Source organism: Streptomyces sp. R21 (assembly GCF_041051975.1).
Classification (GTDB): Bacteria; Actinomycetota; Actinomycetes; order Streptomycetales; family Streptomycetaceae; genus Streptomyces.
This window is the reverse complement of record NZ_CP163435.1, coordinates 2,089,390-2,104,623: the sequence shown is the minus strand read 5'-3', so window position 1 is coordinate 2,104,623 and position 15,234 is coordinate 2,089,390. Positions and strand designations below refer to the sequence as shown.

Annotated in this window: 10 protein-coding genes; 5 read left to right on the top strand and 5 right to left on the bottom strand. The window is 69.1% G+C overall.

Features of this window, described 5'->3' with window-relative positions; translation table 11 throughout:
• Positions 1-67: 67 nt before the first annotated feature.
• Entirely contained in the window at positions 68-1,024 is a 957-nt protein-coding gene (locus AB5J56_RS09555) for a helix-turn-helix transcriptional regulator (protein WP_369231981.1), read from the top strand.
• A gap of 39 nt (positions 1,025-1,063) precedes the next feature.
• Complete coding sequence (locus tag AB5J56_RS09550) at positions 1,064-2,944, top strand: rhamnogalacturonan lyase (RefSeq protein WP_369231979.1); 1,881 nt, start codon at positions 1,064-1,066, stop codon at positions 2,942-2,944.
• A gap of 80 nt (positions 2,945-3,024) precedes the next feature.
• On the opposite strand, the gene AB5J56_RS09545 is transcribed toward AB5J56_RS09550, so the two are convergent.
• From AB5J56_RS09545 to AB5J56_RS09530, 4 genes are all read right to left on the bottom strand, one after another.
• Positions 3,025-3,615, bottom strand: a complete 591-nt coding sequence (locus AB5J56_RS09545) for a hypothetical protein (RefSeq protein ID WP_369243179.1) — start codon at positions 3,613-3,615, stop codon at positions 3,025-3,027.
• 2 nt (positions 3,616-3,617) lie between these two features.
• Positions 3,618-3,935: a PadR family transcriptional regulator gene (locus AB5J56_RS09540; protein ID WP_369231977.1), complete on the bottom strand. Its 318-nt coding sequence runs from the start codon at positions 3,933-3,935 to the stop codon at positions 3,618-3,620.
• Between the two features lie 77 nt (positions 3,936-4,012).
• Positions 4,013-6,673, bottom strand: a complete 2,661-nt coding sequence (locus tag AB5J56_RS09535) for a cellulose binding domain-containing protein (RefSeq protein WP_369231975.1) — start codon at positions 6,671-6,673, stop codon at positions 4,013-4,015.
• A 133-nt stretch (positions 6,674-6,806) separates the two neighbouring features.
• Positions 6,807-9,722, bottom strand: coding sequence for a glycoside hydrolase family 48 protein (locus AB5J56_RS09530; protein WP_369231973.1), 2,916 nt, complete (start codon positions 9,720-9,722; stop codon positions 6,807-6,809).
• A 263-nt stretch (positions 9,723-9,985) separates the two neighbouring features.
• Here AB5J56_RS09530 and AB5J56_RS09525 point away from each other — a divergent pair, with 263 nt between their 5' ends.
• Positions 9,986-11,464 (top strand): cellulase family glycosylhydrolase, encoded by a 1,479-nt coding sequence (locus tag AB5J56_RS09525; RefSeq protein ID WP_369231971.1) that lies wholly within the window; start codon positions 9,986-9,988, stop codon positions 11,462-11,464.
• A 46-nt stretch (positions 11,465-11,510) separates the two neighbouring features.
• A complete protein-coding gene (locus AB5J56_RS09520) occupies positions 11,511-13,220 on the top strand; it encodes a glycoside hydrolase family 6 protein (RefSeq protein ID WP_369231969.1) in 1,710 nt (569 codons plus the stop codon).
• Between the two features lie 22 nt (positions 13,221-13,242).
• Here AB5J56_RS09520 and AB5J56_RS09515 read toward each other — a convergent pair whose 3' ends face one another.
• The gene (locus tag AB5J56_RS09515) at positions 13,243-14,037 is read right to left on the bottom strand and encodes a phytanoyl-CoA dioxygenase family protein (RefSeq protein ID WP_369231967.1); all 795 of its coding nucleotides are present in this window, start codon (positions 14,035-14,037) and stop codon (positions 13,243-13,245) included.
• A gap of 204 nt (positions 14,038-14,241) precedes the next feature.
• Here AB5J56_RS09515 and AB5J56_RS09510 point away from each other — a divergent pair, with 204 nt between their 5' ends.
• Entirely contained in the window at positions 14,242-15,147 is a 906-nt protein-coding gene (locus AB5J56_RS09510) for a trans-aconitate 2-methyltransferase (protein WP_369231966.1), read from the top strand.
• Positions 15,148-15,234: the final 87 nt, after the last annotated feature.

Genomic DNA, 15,234 nt, shown 5'->3' with positions numbered 1-15,234 from the left:
GGAAGCTAGGCCCGCTTCACTGACACCTTCTGTCAGTGAAGTCGCGGAAGTCTGGGATTCTTGAGCGGTGAAATCAGCCCGGCTCGTCTCGATCCTGCTCCTGCTCCAGACCCGGGGCCGGATGACCGCCGCCCAGCTCGCCGAGGAGCTGGAGGTGTCGGTCCGCACGGTCTACCGGGACGTCGAGGCGCTGGGCGCGGCGGGCGTCCCGCTGTACGGCGACGCGGGGCACGCCGGCGGCTACCGGCTGCTCGACGGCTACCGCACCCGCCTCACCGGGCTCACCGCCGACGAGGCCGAGGCCCTCTTCCTGGCCGGCGCCCCCGGCCCCGCCGCCGAGCTCGGTCTCGGTTCCGTCCTCGCCGCCGCCCAGCTCAAGGTCCGTGCCGCACTCCCGGCCGAGCTGCGCGCCCACGCCGACCGGATCAGCGGTCGCTTCCACCTGGACACGCCCGGCTGGTACGCGGACGCCGACGAGGCGCCGTACCTCCCTGCGGTGGCCGACGCGGTCTGGAACAGCCGGGTGCTGAACATCCTGTACCGCCGCTGGGCCGTACCCACTGATGTGGAGCGCCGCCTGGAACCGTACGGACTGGTGCTGAAGGCGGGCCGCTGGTACGTCGTCGCGGGCCCCGGACCGCGCACGTTCCGCGTCGACCAGATCCTCGAACTCGCCGCCACCGACGAGGAGTTCACCCGGCCCGACGACTTCGACCTGGCCGCGTACTGGACCGGCTACCAGCGCGACTTCCACGACCGGCTCCACCGCGCGGAGGCGCTGATCCGGCTGGCGCCCGGGACGACGGTCCCCAGGGCGGCGCCGGCCGACGGACCCCCGGACGAGGAGGGGTGGACCCTCGCCAGGGTTCCCATCGAGTCCGTCGAGCGCGCCCACGGCGAGTTCCTCGGTCTGGGCACGGCGATCGAGGTCCTCGAACCGGCCGAGCTGCGGGACCGTCTGGCGCGGACGGTGGCGGAACTGGCCGAAAGGTACGGCAACTCCCGTGCGAGCGGCGGCGACTGAGGGAGCGGAACCCGTCCGTCCTCCCAGGAGGTACGTCACGTGCAGCACCCGCATCCGCACAAGCGCCGCAGACGCCGGGCCGTCCTCTCGGCGGTGACCGCCGCGGCCGCTCTCGTCGCCGCCGGACTCACCGCGCTCAGCACCGGCACGGCCGAGGCCGCGACCGCCCGGCAGGTCGAGAAGCTCGACCGGGGCGTCGTCAGCGTCCACACCGACAGCGGCAACCTGATCAGCTGGCGCTGGCTCGGCACCGATCCCAGCGACGTGTCCTTCAACGTCTACCGCGCCGGTACGAAGGTCAACTCGGCCCCGATCACCGGCTCCACCAACTACTTCCACTCCGGTGCGCCGAACTCGGCCGACTACACGGTCCGGGCGATCGTGAACGGCACCGAGCAGGGCGACTCGGTGCACGCGATCCAGTTCCGCAGCGGCTACAAGGACGTGCCGATCACCCCGCCCGCCGGCGGCACGACCCCCGACGGCGTCGCGTACACCTACGCGGCCAACGACGCCTCGGTCGGCGACCTCGACGGCGACGGACAGCTCGACTTCGTCCTCAAGTGGCAGCCCACCAACGCCAAGGACAACTCCCAGTCCGGGTACACCGGGAACACGATCATCGACGGCGTGAAGCTCGACGGCACCCGGCTGTGGCGCATCGACCTCGGCCGCAACATCCGCTCGGGCGCGCACTACACCCAGTTCCAGGTGTACGACTACGACGGCGACGGCAAGGCCGAGGTCGCCATGAAGACCGCCGACGGCACGACGGACGGCCAGGGCACGGTGATCGGCAACTCCTCGGCCGACTACCGCAATTCAAGCGGGTACGTCCTCTCCGGACCCGAATACCTGACCATGTTCAACGGCCAGACGGGCAAGGCGATGGGCACCGTCGACTATGTCCCGGCCCGTGGCACGGTCTCGTCCTGGGGCGACTCGTACGGCAACCGCGTGGACCGCTTCCTCGCCGGAACCGCCTACCTGGACGGCGCGCGGCCCTCGCTGATCATGGCGCGCGGCTACTACACCCGCACGGTGATCGCCGCCTGGGACTGGCGGGGCGGCGCCTTCACCCGGCGCTGGACCTTCGACACCAACTCCTCGACCAACAGCGGCAAGGGATACGACAGCCAGGGCAACCACCAGCTGTCGGTGGCCGACGTCGACGGGGACGGCAAGGACGAGATCGTGTACGGCTCGATGGCCGTGGACGACAACGGCTCCGGGCTGTGGACCACGAAGAACGGGCACGGCGACGCCATGCACGTCGGCGATCTCGACCCGTCCCGTCCGGGCCTCGAGGAGTTCAAGGTCGACGAGGACTCCTCGAAGCCGGCGTCCTGGATGGCGGACGCGAAGACCGGTCAGATCCTGTGGTCGACCGCCGCCAACGGCGACAACGGCCGGGGCGTGTCCGGGGACGTCTGGGCCGGCAGCGCCGGCGCCGAATCCTGGTCCTCGCACGCGGACGGCGTCCGCAATCCGCAGGGCACCGTGGTCGCGAGCCGCAAGCCGGGCAGCATCAACTTCCTTTCCTGGTGGGACGGCGACCCGGTCCGCGAACTCCTCGACGACACCCACATCGACAAGTACGGCACCTCCGGCGACACCCGCCTGCTGACGGGCTCCTCGGTCCACTCCAACAACAGCACCAAGGCCACCCCGTCCCTGTCCGGCGACATCCTCGGCGACTGGCGCGAGGAGGTCGTCTGGCCGACGACCGACAACACGGCGCTGAGGATCTACTCCACGCCGTACGAGACGAGCACGAAGATCACCACCCTGCTCCACGACACCCAGTACCGCACGGCCCTGGCCTGGCAGAACACGGCGTACAACCAGCCCCCGCACCCGAGCTTCTTCATCGGCGACGGGATGGCGACCGCGCCGCGACCGGCGGTGTACACGCCGTAGGCCGCGCTCCGGCGTCCTGAAGGGCATGGGGAGCGGCCAGGTGAGGCCGCTCCCCATCCCGAGGGGGCCGCAGAGAGCGACTACTCGTCGTCCGCGTCCGGCCGGTCCACCGCCGCGAGCTCGATGCCCCGCACCTGACGCAGCCAGCCGACCAGCAGACGCAGCGCGATGCCGCAGCCCGCGGCCCATCCGAGTCCGTCGGTGCACAGCACGTACAGACCGTCGTGCAGCTGGATCATGACGACCTGAACGCCGACACCGGAGGCGATGAAGAAGTTGGACCGCTGCCTGGTCGAGATGGTCCAGTCGACCGGTGTCCAGAATCCGCCGAGGAGGTCATGGAGGCGCATCCGTACGGCCGCGCACACGAACCCCAGTGCGTAGTACTGCCGCCTCAGCGGGGAGAGCGTCACGCCGTGTTCCGGGTCCCCGGCGAGGACGGAGGCCCACTCCTCGATGTAGTGGGTGCGCCGCCGGCCGGCGATCCTGCCGGCGAGGCCGGCCGTACGGGAGGGGGCGCGCAGCGCTTCCAGGAGACTTGTGGGTTCCTTTGCCTTGATCCCGATTGTCAGGAGCAGGAGACCGATGATCCCGGTGAGACCGTACTGCCACTGCACGAGCTGCTCGAATCCGACGACGAACACGGCCGACAGCAGGGCCAATACAGGCATGATCAGCCCCCCTGTGGAGCGACGCCGAAGATCCTGCTGTGCCGCGCGGCGCGTTCCGCCACCGCGGAGTTGGCCTGGCTCCGGCCCGCTCCGGTGAGGTCGTAGTAGGTGCGGGCGGGGCGGCCCGGGTGTTCGCCGTCCTCGCGTCGGCTGGTGATCCAGCCGGCCTTGAGGAGCCGTTCGAGGATGGGGTAGACGGTTCCCGAGCCGAGCCCCGCTTCCTGGCAGATGCGCAGGCCCCAGGCCGGGTTGTCGGGCGTGGACGCGAGCAGCACCTTGATCACGTCAAGTGTCGTGCTGGTCAAGCGAATTGAAGCCATATCGGCAGTGTCGCAGCGCACCGGGCGTATGTCGAGAACGACATACGCCCGGCGCTTGGCCCCTCAGGGGGAGGTGGTCAGCTCACCGTGCAGGTCTGGTCCCCCAGCTTGAACGACGTCGGTTTCGTGTTCGAGCCCGTCCAGCTGCCCGTGAAGCCGAAGCTCACCGAGGAGCCCGCTGCGACGTTGGCGTTCCAGGTCACGTTCTTCGCCGTCACCGCCGCACCGGATTGTGTGTAGTCGGCGTTCCAGAGTTGGGTGATCTTCTGGCCGTCCGCGAAGGACCAGCCCAGCGACCAGCCGGACCAGGCGCTCGTGCCCGTGTTGGCGAGGGACACGTCCGCCTGGAAGCCGCCGGACCACTGGTTGGTGATCTTGTACGTCACCGCGCAGGCACCCGTCGGTGTGGGCGTCGGGTCCCCGCCGCCCCCGCCCCCGCCGCCGGTGTCGGACGAGTCGCCGTAGATGATCCCGCGCCCGTTCGTCGAGACGTACACCCGCCCGTAGACCCGGGGGTCACCGGTGATCGCTTCGCCGGTGAAACCCCACTGGTGGGCGTCGTCGTTGATGCGGGTCCAGCTCGTGCCCTTGTCGGTGGAGCGGAAGATGCCGCGGACGCCGCCGATCTTCGCGCTGGTGTAGAGCGTCTGGTACGACGCGCCGGTCGCCGCCTTGCCGAAGCCGATGGTGTCGGCCTGCTCGACGTTGGACAGCTTGGTGAAGGTCGCGCCGCCGTCCGTCGAGTGCCACAGCCCGTACGCCCCGTCGGTGGCTCCACCGGCCAGCCAGACGTCCCCCTTCGCGCCGGACAACGCCTTGAAGCGCACCTTGTCGCCGCTCGGCAGACCGGTCGCCGCGGACGCCGCGAAGGTGGCCCCGCCGTCCGAACTGACGTAGAACTTCCCGGACTTGAAGCCGTAGAAGGTCTTCGGGTCGACCCGGTCCGACTCGACGATCGCCCCGGTCGGGATCCCGCTCGACGCCGACCACGACGTCCCGAACCCGGTCGCGTACTGCACGCCCGCGCCTGCCGGGCTCCACACGAAGCGGCTGCCGTCGGACGCCGCCGCGACCGTACCGCCACCGCTGACACCCGAAGGGTCCGTGCCCGCGAACCAGTTGGCGCCGTTGTCCGTCGAGAACGCGATGTGCGGGCCGGAGTCGAGGTTGCCGACCCGTACCACCGTGTTCGGGTTCGTCTCGGCGAAGTCCAGGCTCGTGGTCGTCGTGAAGTTTGGTGAAGTGAACATCATCGAGGGGACCTTGGTGAGGTCCGTGTGGCGGAAGCCGCCGACGTCACCGAGCGCGCTGAAGAGCGTCGCGCCGCCGGACGGGGGAGCGGCCAGGTCCTGCACGGCCGTCTCCTCCAGGCCCTGCACCATCGGCTTGATGGTGAACTTGCTCCCGCTGTCCCAGTTGGTGAGGTTCTCGGTGCCGTAGAGTGTCGCGCCCGTCCCGTACATCATCCGCGCGGAGTTGAACGGATCGATCTCCAACGCCTCGGTCATCCAGCCGAGTTTGGGAGTCTCCTCGGGCGGCGAGGGGTTCGCGCCCCAGGTCAGCCACGGCGAGGACGACACGTCCATGGTGTAGCGGTCCGCGCGGGTCGGATACGAGGTGTAGTCCCAGGCCTTCGTCCAGGTGGCACCGCTGTCCGTCGTGCGGAAGATCTGCGTGTCCGGCCACCAGGAGCTGTACGCCGTCGCCATCACCGTGCCCGGATGCTGCCGGTCGATCGTCAGCCCGCTGAAACCGTAGTAGGTGTCGGCCTCCGCGACCGGGCTGATGTTCGTCCAGGTGCCGGTCGCCGTCGCGTACCGCCACAGCTGTCCCTTGCCGCCGTCGTACGGGCCGCCCTTGTCGCTGTAGGCGAGATACAGGTAGCCGTTCTTGGCGTCCAGCACGCCCTTGTGGGCCAGGTAGCCGGTCGGCTGCCCGGCCAGCCGGGTCCAGGTCGCGCCCGCGTCCGTCGAACGGTAGACCGAGTTGTCCTTGTCGGCGACCCCGACGTAGACCGTCTTCGTGGCGCTGCCGGACGAGCCCGTCGACTCGTCGAAGGTGACCCAGACGATGCCCTGGTTGTCGGAGGCGTAGCCGCTCGTGTCGGTCGCATCCTGCACGTAGTTGCCGACGTTGGGGAAGTTCGTGACCTGGGACCAGCCGGCCCCCGAGTCCGTCGACCGCCACAGGCCCTTGCCGCTCGGCGCGCCGAGATACAGCACGCTGTTCTTGTTCGGGTCGACCGCGAGCCGCTCGCCCATACCGCGGCCGGGCATGTTCCCGCCCAGCTTGAACGGCAGGTCGGCCTTCTGCCAGCTGGCGCCCCGGTCGGCGGAGCGCAGCACGGCGCCGTTGCCCGGGTCCCAGCTGTTGGTGTACGTGCCGACCGCCGCGTACACCTTGTTCGGGTCGACGGAGTCGGAGGCGAGGCTGACGACGCCGGTGTGCCCCCAGTCGTCCCAGCCGACCGAGTCGAGCAGCGGTGTCCAGGTCTTGGTCGACTCCTGCCAGCGGTAGGCGCCGCCGATGTCGGTGCGGGCGTAGGCGAGGTTCTTCTCGGACCGGTTGAAGACGATGCCGGGGACGAAGCCACCGCCGTCGACACGCGCGTTCTTCCATGTGTACGTGTCGGCGGCGAGCGTCGTCTTCGGGGTGTTCGCGGCCAGCGCGGGCGGGCTGCCGGCCAGCAGTCCGGCCGCGAGTGCGAGCACGGCCGTGAGGATGCGGGTTCTTCGCACGGGGGGTCCTCTCCTGAAGGGGGGTGGAAAGGCACGACGGCCGGGCGGTCCCCCGTGCGGGTGGGGACCGACCGGCCCGAGCCCTGCCGCCACGAGGGCGACAGGGCCAGGTACACGGAGCCTTAGCGGGGACTTATTCGAGTAGCTCCGCGTACGAGCCCATGGCGAGGGCGATGTCCGCCTGGGCCCAGAACCGGTGGTACGTGAACGAGGGCGCGGCGCCGCCCGCGAGATAGCTCTCGATCTTCGACCAGGCCGGGTCGTTCTTGTAGAACGACCTGAGCGAGGTGAAGGTCGAGGAGGAGTTGATCGTGTCGCCGTTCGGCATCTTGCCGCTCCAGCCGCTCGGCACGTACACACTGTCGTCGAAGCGGTTGTAGTCGGCGCGGGTCTCCGGGACGGCGATGCCCAGGCCGTCCTGGTAGTTGCTCCACATGCCGTCGAGCAGTGCCTTCGCCGTCGTCTTCGCCTGGGTGTTGCCGGACTTGGCGGCGTAGTACGACAGGGTCTTGGCGTACGCGGCCGCCACGCCGACGTCGTTCGTGTAGTCGGCGACGGTCACGTGAAGTCCACTGTTGGCGCCGGGACTTGACGCGTTCCAGGTGTCGGGCTGGCCCGACCACTGGAGGGTGGACGGAATCTGGTAGGTGCCGTCCGGGTTGATGGTCGTCTTGGACAGCGCCCAGGAGACCCACTTGTCGAGGACCGCCTTGGCAGCTGCGTTCCCCGTCTGCTGGTAGTACTCGGCGACGCGTTCCATGGACCACGCCTGGAAGCCGAACCACTGGTTGGACGGCGGGTCGTGGTACACGGGCTGCTGGTCGTAGTACATGCCGTAGAAGGTCGGCGTCCCCGTGGGCGGGGTCGCGTACCGTCCTGCCCAGCTGTTGGTCGCACCGCCCGCGATGGCGCCCTCGTTCGACTGCAGCCAGCGGTAGAACTCCAGCTGCCGGGTGAGCGAGGTGCCCCAATCCGCCGCCCCGGTCGAGGACTTGGGCTTCAGATCGGCGTTCGTGCTGAGCGCGTAGGCCGCCAGGGGGTTCTGGTAGCCGCCGTGCACATGGCTGGATCCGATGCGCCAGGCCCAGCCCGCCGAGGTGTCGTTGGCGCCGCCCCACGCGTAGTACCAGGACAGCAGGTACGACGAGGAGTTCTTGCCGGTGCCGGCCGCGCAGGTCGACGGTCCGACGCAGTTGCCGATCTTCTTGAAGTACTTGTCGTACATCGCGTAGCGCAGGTAGTCGCCCATCTTCGCGGCCTTGCCGACGGTCGTGGAGACGTCACTGCCCTTGCCCTGCGCCTTGGCCCACAGATCGGCCCAGTAAGCGGCCTGTACGGCACGCGCGTCGGCGTCCGGCGCGTCGGTGTACTTCCACTGCTTGGAGTACGAGGAGTCGCCGGTGAAGAGGTCCAAGTAGCCGTTCGTGCCGCCGTACTTGAAGGCGTCACAGGTGGGCTGCGGGACCGTCTCCCAGACGGACTCCTGGGCGCCGCGCTGGAAGGTGTTGATGTACGACGGTCCGGTGGCGGTCGGTCCCGCCTCGCACTTGCCCGGCTCGTTGCCGTAGCCGTAGACGTTGTCCACGTCCTGGAGCCAGTGCATGCCGTACACGTCGTCGGTGCCGTACGCGCTCTTCAACTCGGAGGCGATCGGGTCCGAGCCGACCGGGACCGAGGAATCGAGCTTCGCCGGATACTCGTTCGGAGTGTCGAGTTCGGGCGCGTATGTCGCCGGTTTCGAGGCGTTGTAGAAGGAGTTCGTCGGCTGATCCGCGTGCGTGGGGATCATGTACGTCTCCATGGTCGTCCACGCGGCGTTGAACTTCGACCAGTCGCCGGTGACCTTCCCGTACATCGCCTGCAGCCAGATCAGATAGCTGTACGCCTCCGACGTCGTCTCATGGCCCTGGTCCGGCGCCTCGACGATCAGCGTCTCCACCGAGTGATAGGGAATGCCCTCGGGGGAGAAGTAACCGTTCGCCGGGTTGGTGATCTTGCCGTAGAGGTCCAGGAAACGGGCGTCGTACGCCTTCGACGCGGCCAGTTCGGTCACGGTGACGGCGGCTTTGGTGTAGCCGGTGGCCGAGGAGGTGAAGGTGGCCGCACCGGTGCCCGAGGCGTCGGCGGTGACGGTCACCGTCTGCGCCGTGTTCCAGTTGGACGGGGTGAAGGTCAGCGAGGAGCCGCCGCTGACGGACAGGCCCGTATTGCCGTCCGTACGCGCGGTGGCGACGGTGACGTTCGCGCTCGGCTGCGTCGACAGCTTCACGGTGTACGTGCCCGACTTGCCCTGCTGGACGCCCAGTTGGGTCGGTGTGGCGACCACGGCGGGACCGGAGGCGACCGTGATGCCGACCGGTGTGGAGTTCGCCGAGGCGCCCAGGCTGTCGTACGCCTTGGCGACCAGCGAGTGACTGCCCACGGCCAGAGCGGAGGCCGAGAACGTGTACGGCGAGCTGGTGTCGGTGCCCAGCAGCGTGGTGTCGTCGTAGAACTCGACCTTGCTGATGGTCGCGTTGTCGGCCGCGGCGGCGGTCGCGGCGAGCGGCACCGCGGTCCCTTGTGTGTAGATGGCGCCCGCGGTGGGGCTGGTCAGCACCGTGACCGGCGGCTGGTGCGCGCCCGCGCAGGTGGTGCCGTTGATCGCGAAGGACGTGGGGGCGGCGTTGCTGCCGCTGTACGTGAACTGTGCGCCGGTGGTGACGTTGGCCCCGGCGGCGATCGTCCCGTTCCAGCCGGCGTTGTTCACCGTGACCGTCTTGCCCGACTGGGACCAGGTGCCGTTCCAGCCGTTGGTGAGGGTCTGGTTGCCCGCGTAGGCGTACGTCAGGGTCCAGCCGTTGATGGCGTCCGTACCGCGGTTGGTGATGGTCAGGTCGGCGGTGAAGCCGGATCCCCAGTCGTTGGTCTTGTAGTCGACGCTGCACTGAACTGCCGCTGCCTGAGCGGGAGTCGATCCGGTGGCCAGGGTTGTCAGCGGAAGGGCGAGGGCCGCCACCACGGCGGTCCACAGCCGTCGCACCGTGCGGCGTCTCCGTCTGGAGTGCATGTGCTGGTTCCTCCTTGCGGCTCGGAGAATGGGGGAGGAGCAACAAGCCTTGAACCAGTGGGAGCGCTCCCATATTGAGGAGAGGGGTGCAGGGGGTCAAGGTGCTTGAAGAGTCGAAAAGATTCGACAAGGAGCGTTGAGGAAAAGTCAGTGACTCCTCTGTCCTTTGTCGTCACTTGGCGCTACCTTCCTTCGCACCAGTGGGAGCGATTCCATCAGTCGACGCGTCCGTCACGACGCGCCAGATCTGTGAGGAGTCGCTCATGCGACACCCCCCGCGTTTACTTTTCTTAACTGTCGGCGCTGCCGCGACCGCCCTGGTGGGCACCGCGGTCGCGCCGGTTGTCACGGCTTCAGGGGCCGCCCCCGCGTGCACGGTGGAGTACTCCGTCACCAGCCAGTGGGACGCCGGCTTCCAGGGCGCCGTGAAGATCGTCAACAACACGGCAGCGGTGAGCAGTTGGAGCCTCACCTTCGACTTCGCCGGTGGGCAGAAGGTCAACCAGGGCTGGAACGCCAAATGGTCCCAGTCCGCTACGACCGTGACCGCGACCAACGAGAGCTGGAACGGCTCGCTCGGCACGGGCTCAAGTGTCAGTGCCGGATTCGTCGCCTCCTGGTCGGGCGGCAACGCGGCACCGACCGCCTTCAAGCTCAACGGCACGACCTGCAACGTGGACGCGGACCCGTCGCCGACACCTCCGCCGACCGTTCCACCCGCGGACGGCAAGGCACCCGCCCTCCATGTCTCCGGGAACAAGCTGGTGGACGCGAACGGGGCGGGCCGGCGCCTGCTCGGCGTCAACCGCTCCGGCGGCGAGTTCATGTGCGTCCAGGGCCGGGGCATCTGGGACGGTCCGGTCGACGACGCGGCCATCAAGGCGATCGCCGACTGGAAGGCCAACACGGTCCGCATCCCGCTGAACGAGGAGTGCTGGCTCGGCCTGACCGACATCAAGCCCGAGTACGCGGGCGCCAACTACATCGCCGCCGTCAAGGACCTGGTGACGAAGGTCGAGGCGCACGGCATGACGCCGATCGTCGAACTCCACTGGACGTACGGCCAGTACACCGGCAACTCGGCGGGCTGCTCCGACGTGCACGCCACCTGCCAGAAGCCGATGCCGGACGCGCAGTACAGCCCGGCGTTCTGGTCCTCGGTCGCGAGCACCTTCAAGAGCGACCCGTCCGTCGCCTTCGACCTGTTCAACGAGCCCTACCCGGACCGCGCGACCTCCACGACCACCCAGGCGTGGCAGTGCTGGCGGGACGGTGGCAACTGCCCCGGCATCTCCTACGAGGTCGCTGGAATGCAGGACCTGGTCGACGCGGTGCGCGGCGCCGGTGCCAAGAACGTGGTCCTGGCCGGCGGGCTCGCGTACTCCAACGACCTGAGCCAGTGGCTGACGTACAAGCCCAGTGATCCCACGGGCAATCTCGTCGCCGCCTACCACGTCTACAACTTCAACACCTGCTCCAGCGCGAGCTGCTGGAACTCGACGCTTTCCCCGGTGGCCGCTCAAGTACCGCTCGTGGCCGGGGAGATCGGGGAGAACACCTGCTCCCACGCCTTCGTCGACACCGTCATGAAGTGGTTCGACGACCGGGGCCTCTCCTACCTCGGCTGGACGTGGAACACCTGGGACTGCTCCACCGGGCCGTCCCTGATCTCCAACTACGACGGCACTCCCACGTCGTACGGCATCGGGCTGCGTGACCATCTGCGCGCCCTGAACGGATAGCGCCAGCAACGGACAACACCCGCAACGGACAAGGGAACCCGCACTCATGAGTCGTACCAGAACAGCGTTACTCGCCTCCTTGGCGCTGGTCGCCGGGGCCTCCGGGACGGCATTCGCCGTCGTCGCACCCTCCAATGTCGCCGCCGCGGCCGCCTGTACCGTGGACTACAAGGTGCAGAACCAGTGGGACACCGGCTTCACGGCCGCCGTCACCGTCACCAACAACAGCGCCGCCAAGAGCAGTTGGGCGGTGAAATGGTCCTACGCCGGAAACCAGAAGGTCACCCAGGGCTGGAACGCGAAGATCACCCAGAGCGGCGCGGCCGTCACCGCCGCCAACGAGAGCTACAACGGCACGCTGGCGAGCGGGGGTTCGGTCAGCTTCGGCTTCAACGGCTCCTACAGCGGCACCAACGCGGTGCCGACGTCCTTCACGCTGGACGGCGTGAGCTGTAACGGCGACAGCGGTCCCACCGACCCTCCGACCACGGATCCGCCCGCCGGCACCAAGGTCGACAACCCGTACGCCGGTGCCAAGGTGTACGTGAACCCCGAGTGGAAGGCGAAGGCCGACGCCGAGACCGGCGGCAGCCGCATCTCCAACCAGCCCACCGGTGTCTGGCTCGACCGCATCGCCGCCATCAACGGCGCGAACGGCAGCATGGGCCTGCGTGCGCACTTGGACGCGGCGCTCGCCCAGAAGGGCGCCAACGAAGAAGTCGTCCAACTCGTCGTCTACGACCTGCCCGGACGCGACTGCGCGGCCCTCGCCTCCAACGGTGAACTCGGCCCGACGGAGATCGACAAGTACAAGACGCAGTTCATCGACCCGATCGCGGCGATCCTCGCCGACTCCAAGTACGCGAGCCTGCGCATCGTCACCACCATCGAGATCGACTCGCTGCCGAACCTCGTGACCAACACCGGCGGCAAGGCAACCGCCACCCCCGCGTGCGACACCATGCTCGCCAACGGCAACTACGTGAAGGGCGTCGGCTACGCGCTGCACAAGCTCGGCGCGATCCCCAACGTCTACAACTACATCGACGCCGGACACCACGGCTGGCTCGGCTGGGACGACAACTTCGGCCCCTCCGCCACCCTGTTCAAGCAGGCGGCCACCGCCGAGGGCGCGACCGTGAACGACGTGCACGGGTTCATCACCAACACGGCCAACTACAGCGCCCTGAAGGAGAACAACTTCACCATCAACGACTCGGTGAACGGTGTCTCCGTCCGCCAGTCCAAGTGGGTCGACTGGAACCGCTATGTCGATGAGCTGTCGTACGCCCAGGCCTTCCGCAACCAGCTCGTCTCGGTCGGCTTCAACTCCGGCATCGGCATGCTGATCGACACCTCCCGCAACGGCTGGGGCGGCACCGCCCGGCCCACCGGCCCCGGCGCCACGACCAGCGTGGACACCTACGTCAACGGCGGCCGCTACGACCGCCGTATCCACGTCGGCAACTGGTGCAACCAGTCCGGGGCGGGCCTCGGCGAGCGTCCGCAGGCAGCGCCCGCGGCCGGGATCGACGCCTACGTGTGGATGAAGCCTCCGGGCGAGTCCGACGGCTCCAGCTCGGCGATCGCGAACGACGAGGGCAAGGGCTTCGACCGGATGTGCGACCCGACGTACACCGGCAACGCCCGCAACGGCAACAGCATGTCCGGCGCGCTGCCCAATGCACCGCTGTCCGGGCACTGGTTCTCCGCCCAGTTCCAGGAGCTCATGAAGAACGCCTACCCGGCGCTGTAGTGCGCTGACCCGCCCGTCGGGGTCAGGCCTCCCCGGCCAGACCCCGGCGGATCGCGAACTCCACCGCCGAGTAGTCCCCGTCCGGCCGCTCCAGCTCGTAGGGCGCGGCCGGACCCAGCGGCGGCTGCGCCATGAAACGCGGGCGCGTCCCGTGGTGCGGCTGGGCCGCGTGCACCAGGAACGGATGGCACAGGTACACGTCGCCGGGGCGGCCGGTGGCGTACGCGAGCGGGCGGTGGGCCGAGGCCTCGACCAGCTTCGGGGCGATGTCCAGCCCCGAGACGCCTTCCTCGCCGTACGGCTCCAGCAGCGGCGGCACGTCCAGATGCGAGCCCACCCGGATGCGGGTCGGGGCGTCCTCGGGGCCCACCTCACTGAAGAGGAAGAGCATCAGCAGCGCGCGGTCCCGTGACCGGAGGTTCGTGAAGTACCAGTTCGCGCCCTCGGGGAGATAGCTTCCCTCGATGTGCCAGCCCGCGTCGTCCGGCTCCTCCTCGTGCGGGAAGCGCAGCGGAAAGCTGCCGAGCGAATAGCGCGGCTCCCAGCGGCCCTCGCCGACCAGCAGGTCGAACGCCTCATGCAGCACAGGGGAGTTGACGGCCGCGGCGAACGGGCCCTGCGCCATGCCGGACACCCAGTGCACCGGGTCCTTCCAGGTGCCGGGGTCCTCGGGGTCGTACCCCGTCTCCTTCCACAGCAGCCGGGCGCAGTCCTGGGCGACGCGCGGCGGGAAGGCGCCCTCGATCTTCACGAAGCCGTCCTCCAGGAACCGCTCCACCATCTCGTCGTGCGTCGAGTCGCTGTGGGAGACATCCATCGGGCCATCGTGGGACACGCCCTGCCGGGGCGCATCTCAATTTCCTGCCGCTTGCTGCCGCTTGCTGCGGCCGGGATCGCCGCCCGGTTCGCGCCCGGTTTGCCGCCCGGTTCGGCGTCCGTTTTGCTGTCCTGGCAAGAGAAGTGGCCGTCGGCCGGTGCGGCGGCGCACTCTGTCAGCGACCCGGACGAGAGGCTCGTAGACATGGCACATCATCACGATCAGCAGCACAACGACCAGCACAGCCACCGGCACGGTCATGATCACGCCGATCTGGACTGGGCCGAGATGGCTCCCCTCCTGGAGGCGCAGGCGGAGCTGTTCGCGCCGATGCACGCGCAGGTTGCCGCCTGGCTGGGGACGCACCAGTCGGAGCCGGGCCTCATCGTCGACGCCGGCAGCGGCCCCGGCGTCGTGTCCTGCGTCCTCGCCGACGCGTTCCCCGGCGCACGGGTCGTCGCCGCCGACGCCTCGGGGCCCCTCCTGGAGCGTGCCCGCGAGCGCGCGGACCGGCTCGGGGTGGCCGACCGCTTCAGCACCCTGGAGGCCGAACTCCCCGGTGGGCTGGCCGACTTGGACTACCCCGTCGACCTGCTCTGGGCGAGTAAGAGCCTGCACCACATCGGCGACCAGCGAGCGGCCCTCATCGCCTTCGCGGAGCGGCTCGCCCCGGGCGGAACGCTCGCCCTGCTGGAGGGCGGCCTGCCCACGCGCTTCCTCCCGCGTGACATCGGCATCGGGCGCCCGGGGCTCCAGTCCCGTATCGACGCCGTGGAGGACTCCTGGTTCTCCGGGATGCGGGCCGGGCTGCCCGGGGCGGTCACGGAGATCGAGGACTGGCCGGCGCTGCTGACTGCGGCGGGCCTGCGCCACACCGGGACCCGCTCCTTCCTGCTCGACCTGCCGGCGCCCCTGTCGGACGAGGCCCGCGCCTACCTGGTGTCGTACCTCGGCCGCCGCCGCGAGTCCCTCGCCGACGCCCTCGACGCCGACGACGTCGCCACCCTCGACCGGCTGCTCGACCCCGACGACAAGGCGAGCCTGCACCACCGCCCCGACGTGTTCGTCCTCACGGCGGACACGGTGTACGCGGCGGAGAAGCCGGCCTGACCGGCTGCTCAGCAGCGAGCGGGTCGCGCGAACACGGCGCCGACCGGCTCGCGAAGTCCATCGTCTGGGCGATCCGCCAGCCGGCCG

Excerpts from the sequence above, each read along its gene's own strand:
- AB5J56_RS09545 (WP_369243179.1), bottom strand. The coding sequence starts at position 3,615 with ATGCCTGTATTGGCCCTGCTGTCGGCCGTGTTCGTCGTCGGATTCGAG.
- AB5J56_RS09540 (WP_369231977.1), bottom strand. The coding sequence starts at position 3,935 with ATGGCTTCAATTCGCTTGACCAGCACGACACTTGACGTGATCAAGGTG.
- AB5J56_RS09530 (WP_369231973.1), bottom strand. The coding sequence starts at position 9,722 with ATGCACTCCAGACGGAGACGCCGCACGGTGCGACGGCTGTGGACCGCC.
- AB5J56_RS09525 (WP_369231971.1), top strand. The coding sequence starts at position 9,986 with ATGCGACACCCCCCGCGTTTACTTTTCTTAACTGTCGGCGCTGCCGCG.
- AB5J56_RS09520 (WP_369231969.1), top strand. The coding sequence starts at position 11,511 with ATGAGTCGTACCAGAACAGCGTTACTCGCCTCCTTGGCGCTGGTCGCC.
- AB5J56_RS09515 (WP_369231967.1), bottom strand. The coding sequence starts at position 14,037 with ATGGATGTCTCCCACAGCGACTCGACGCACGACGAGATGGTGGAGCGG.
- AB5J56_RS09510 (WP_369231966.1), top strand. The coding sequence starts at position 14,242 with ATGGCACATCATCACGATCAGCAGCACAACGACCAGCACAGCCACCGG.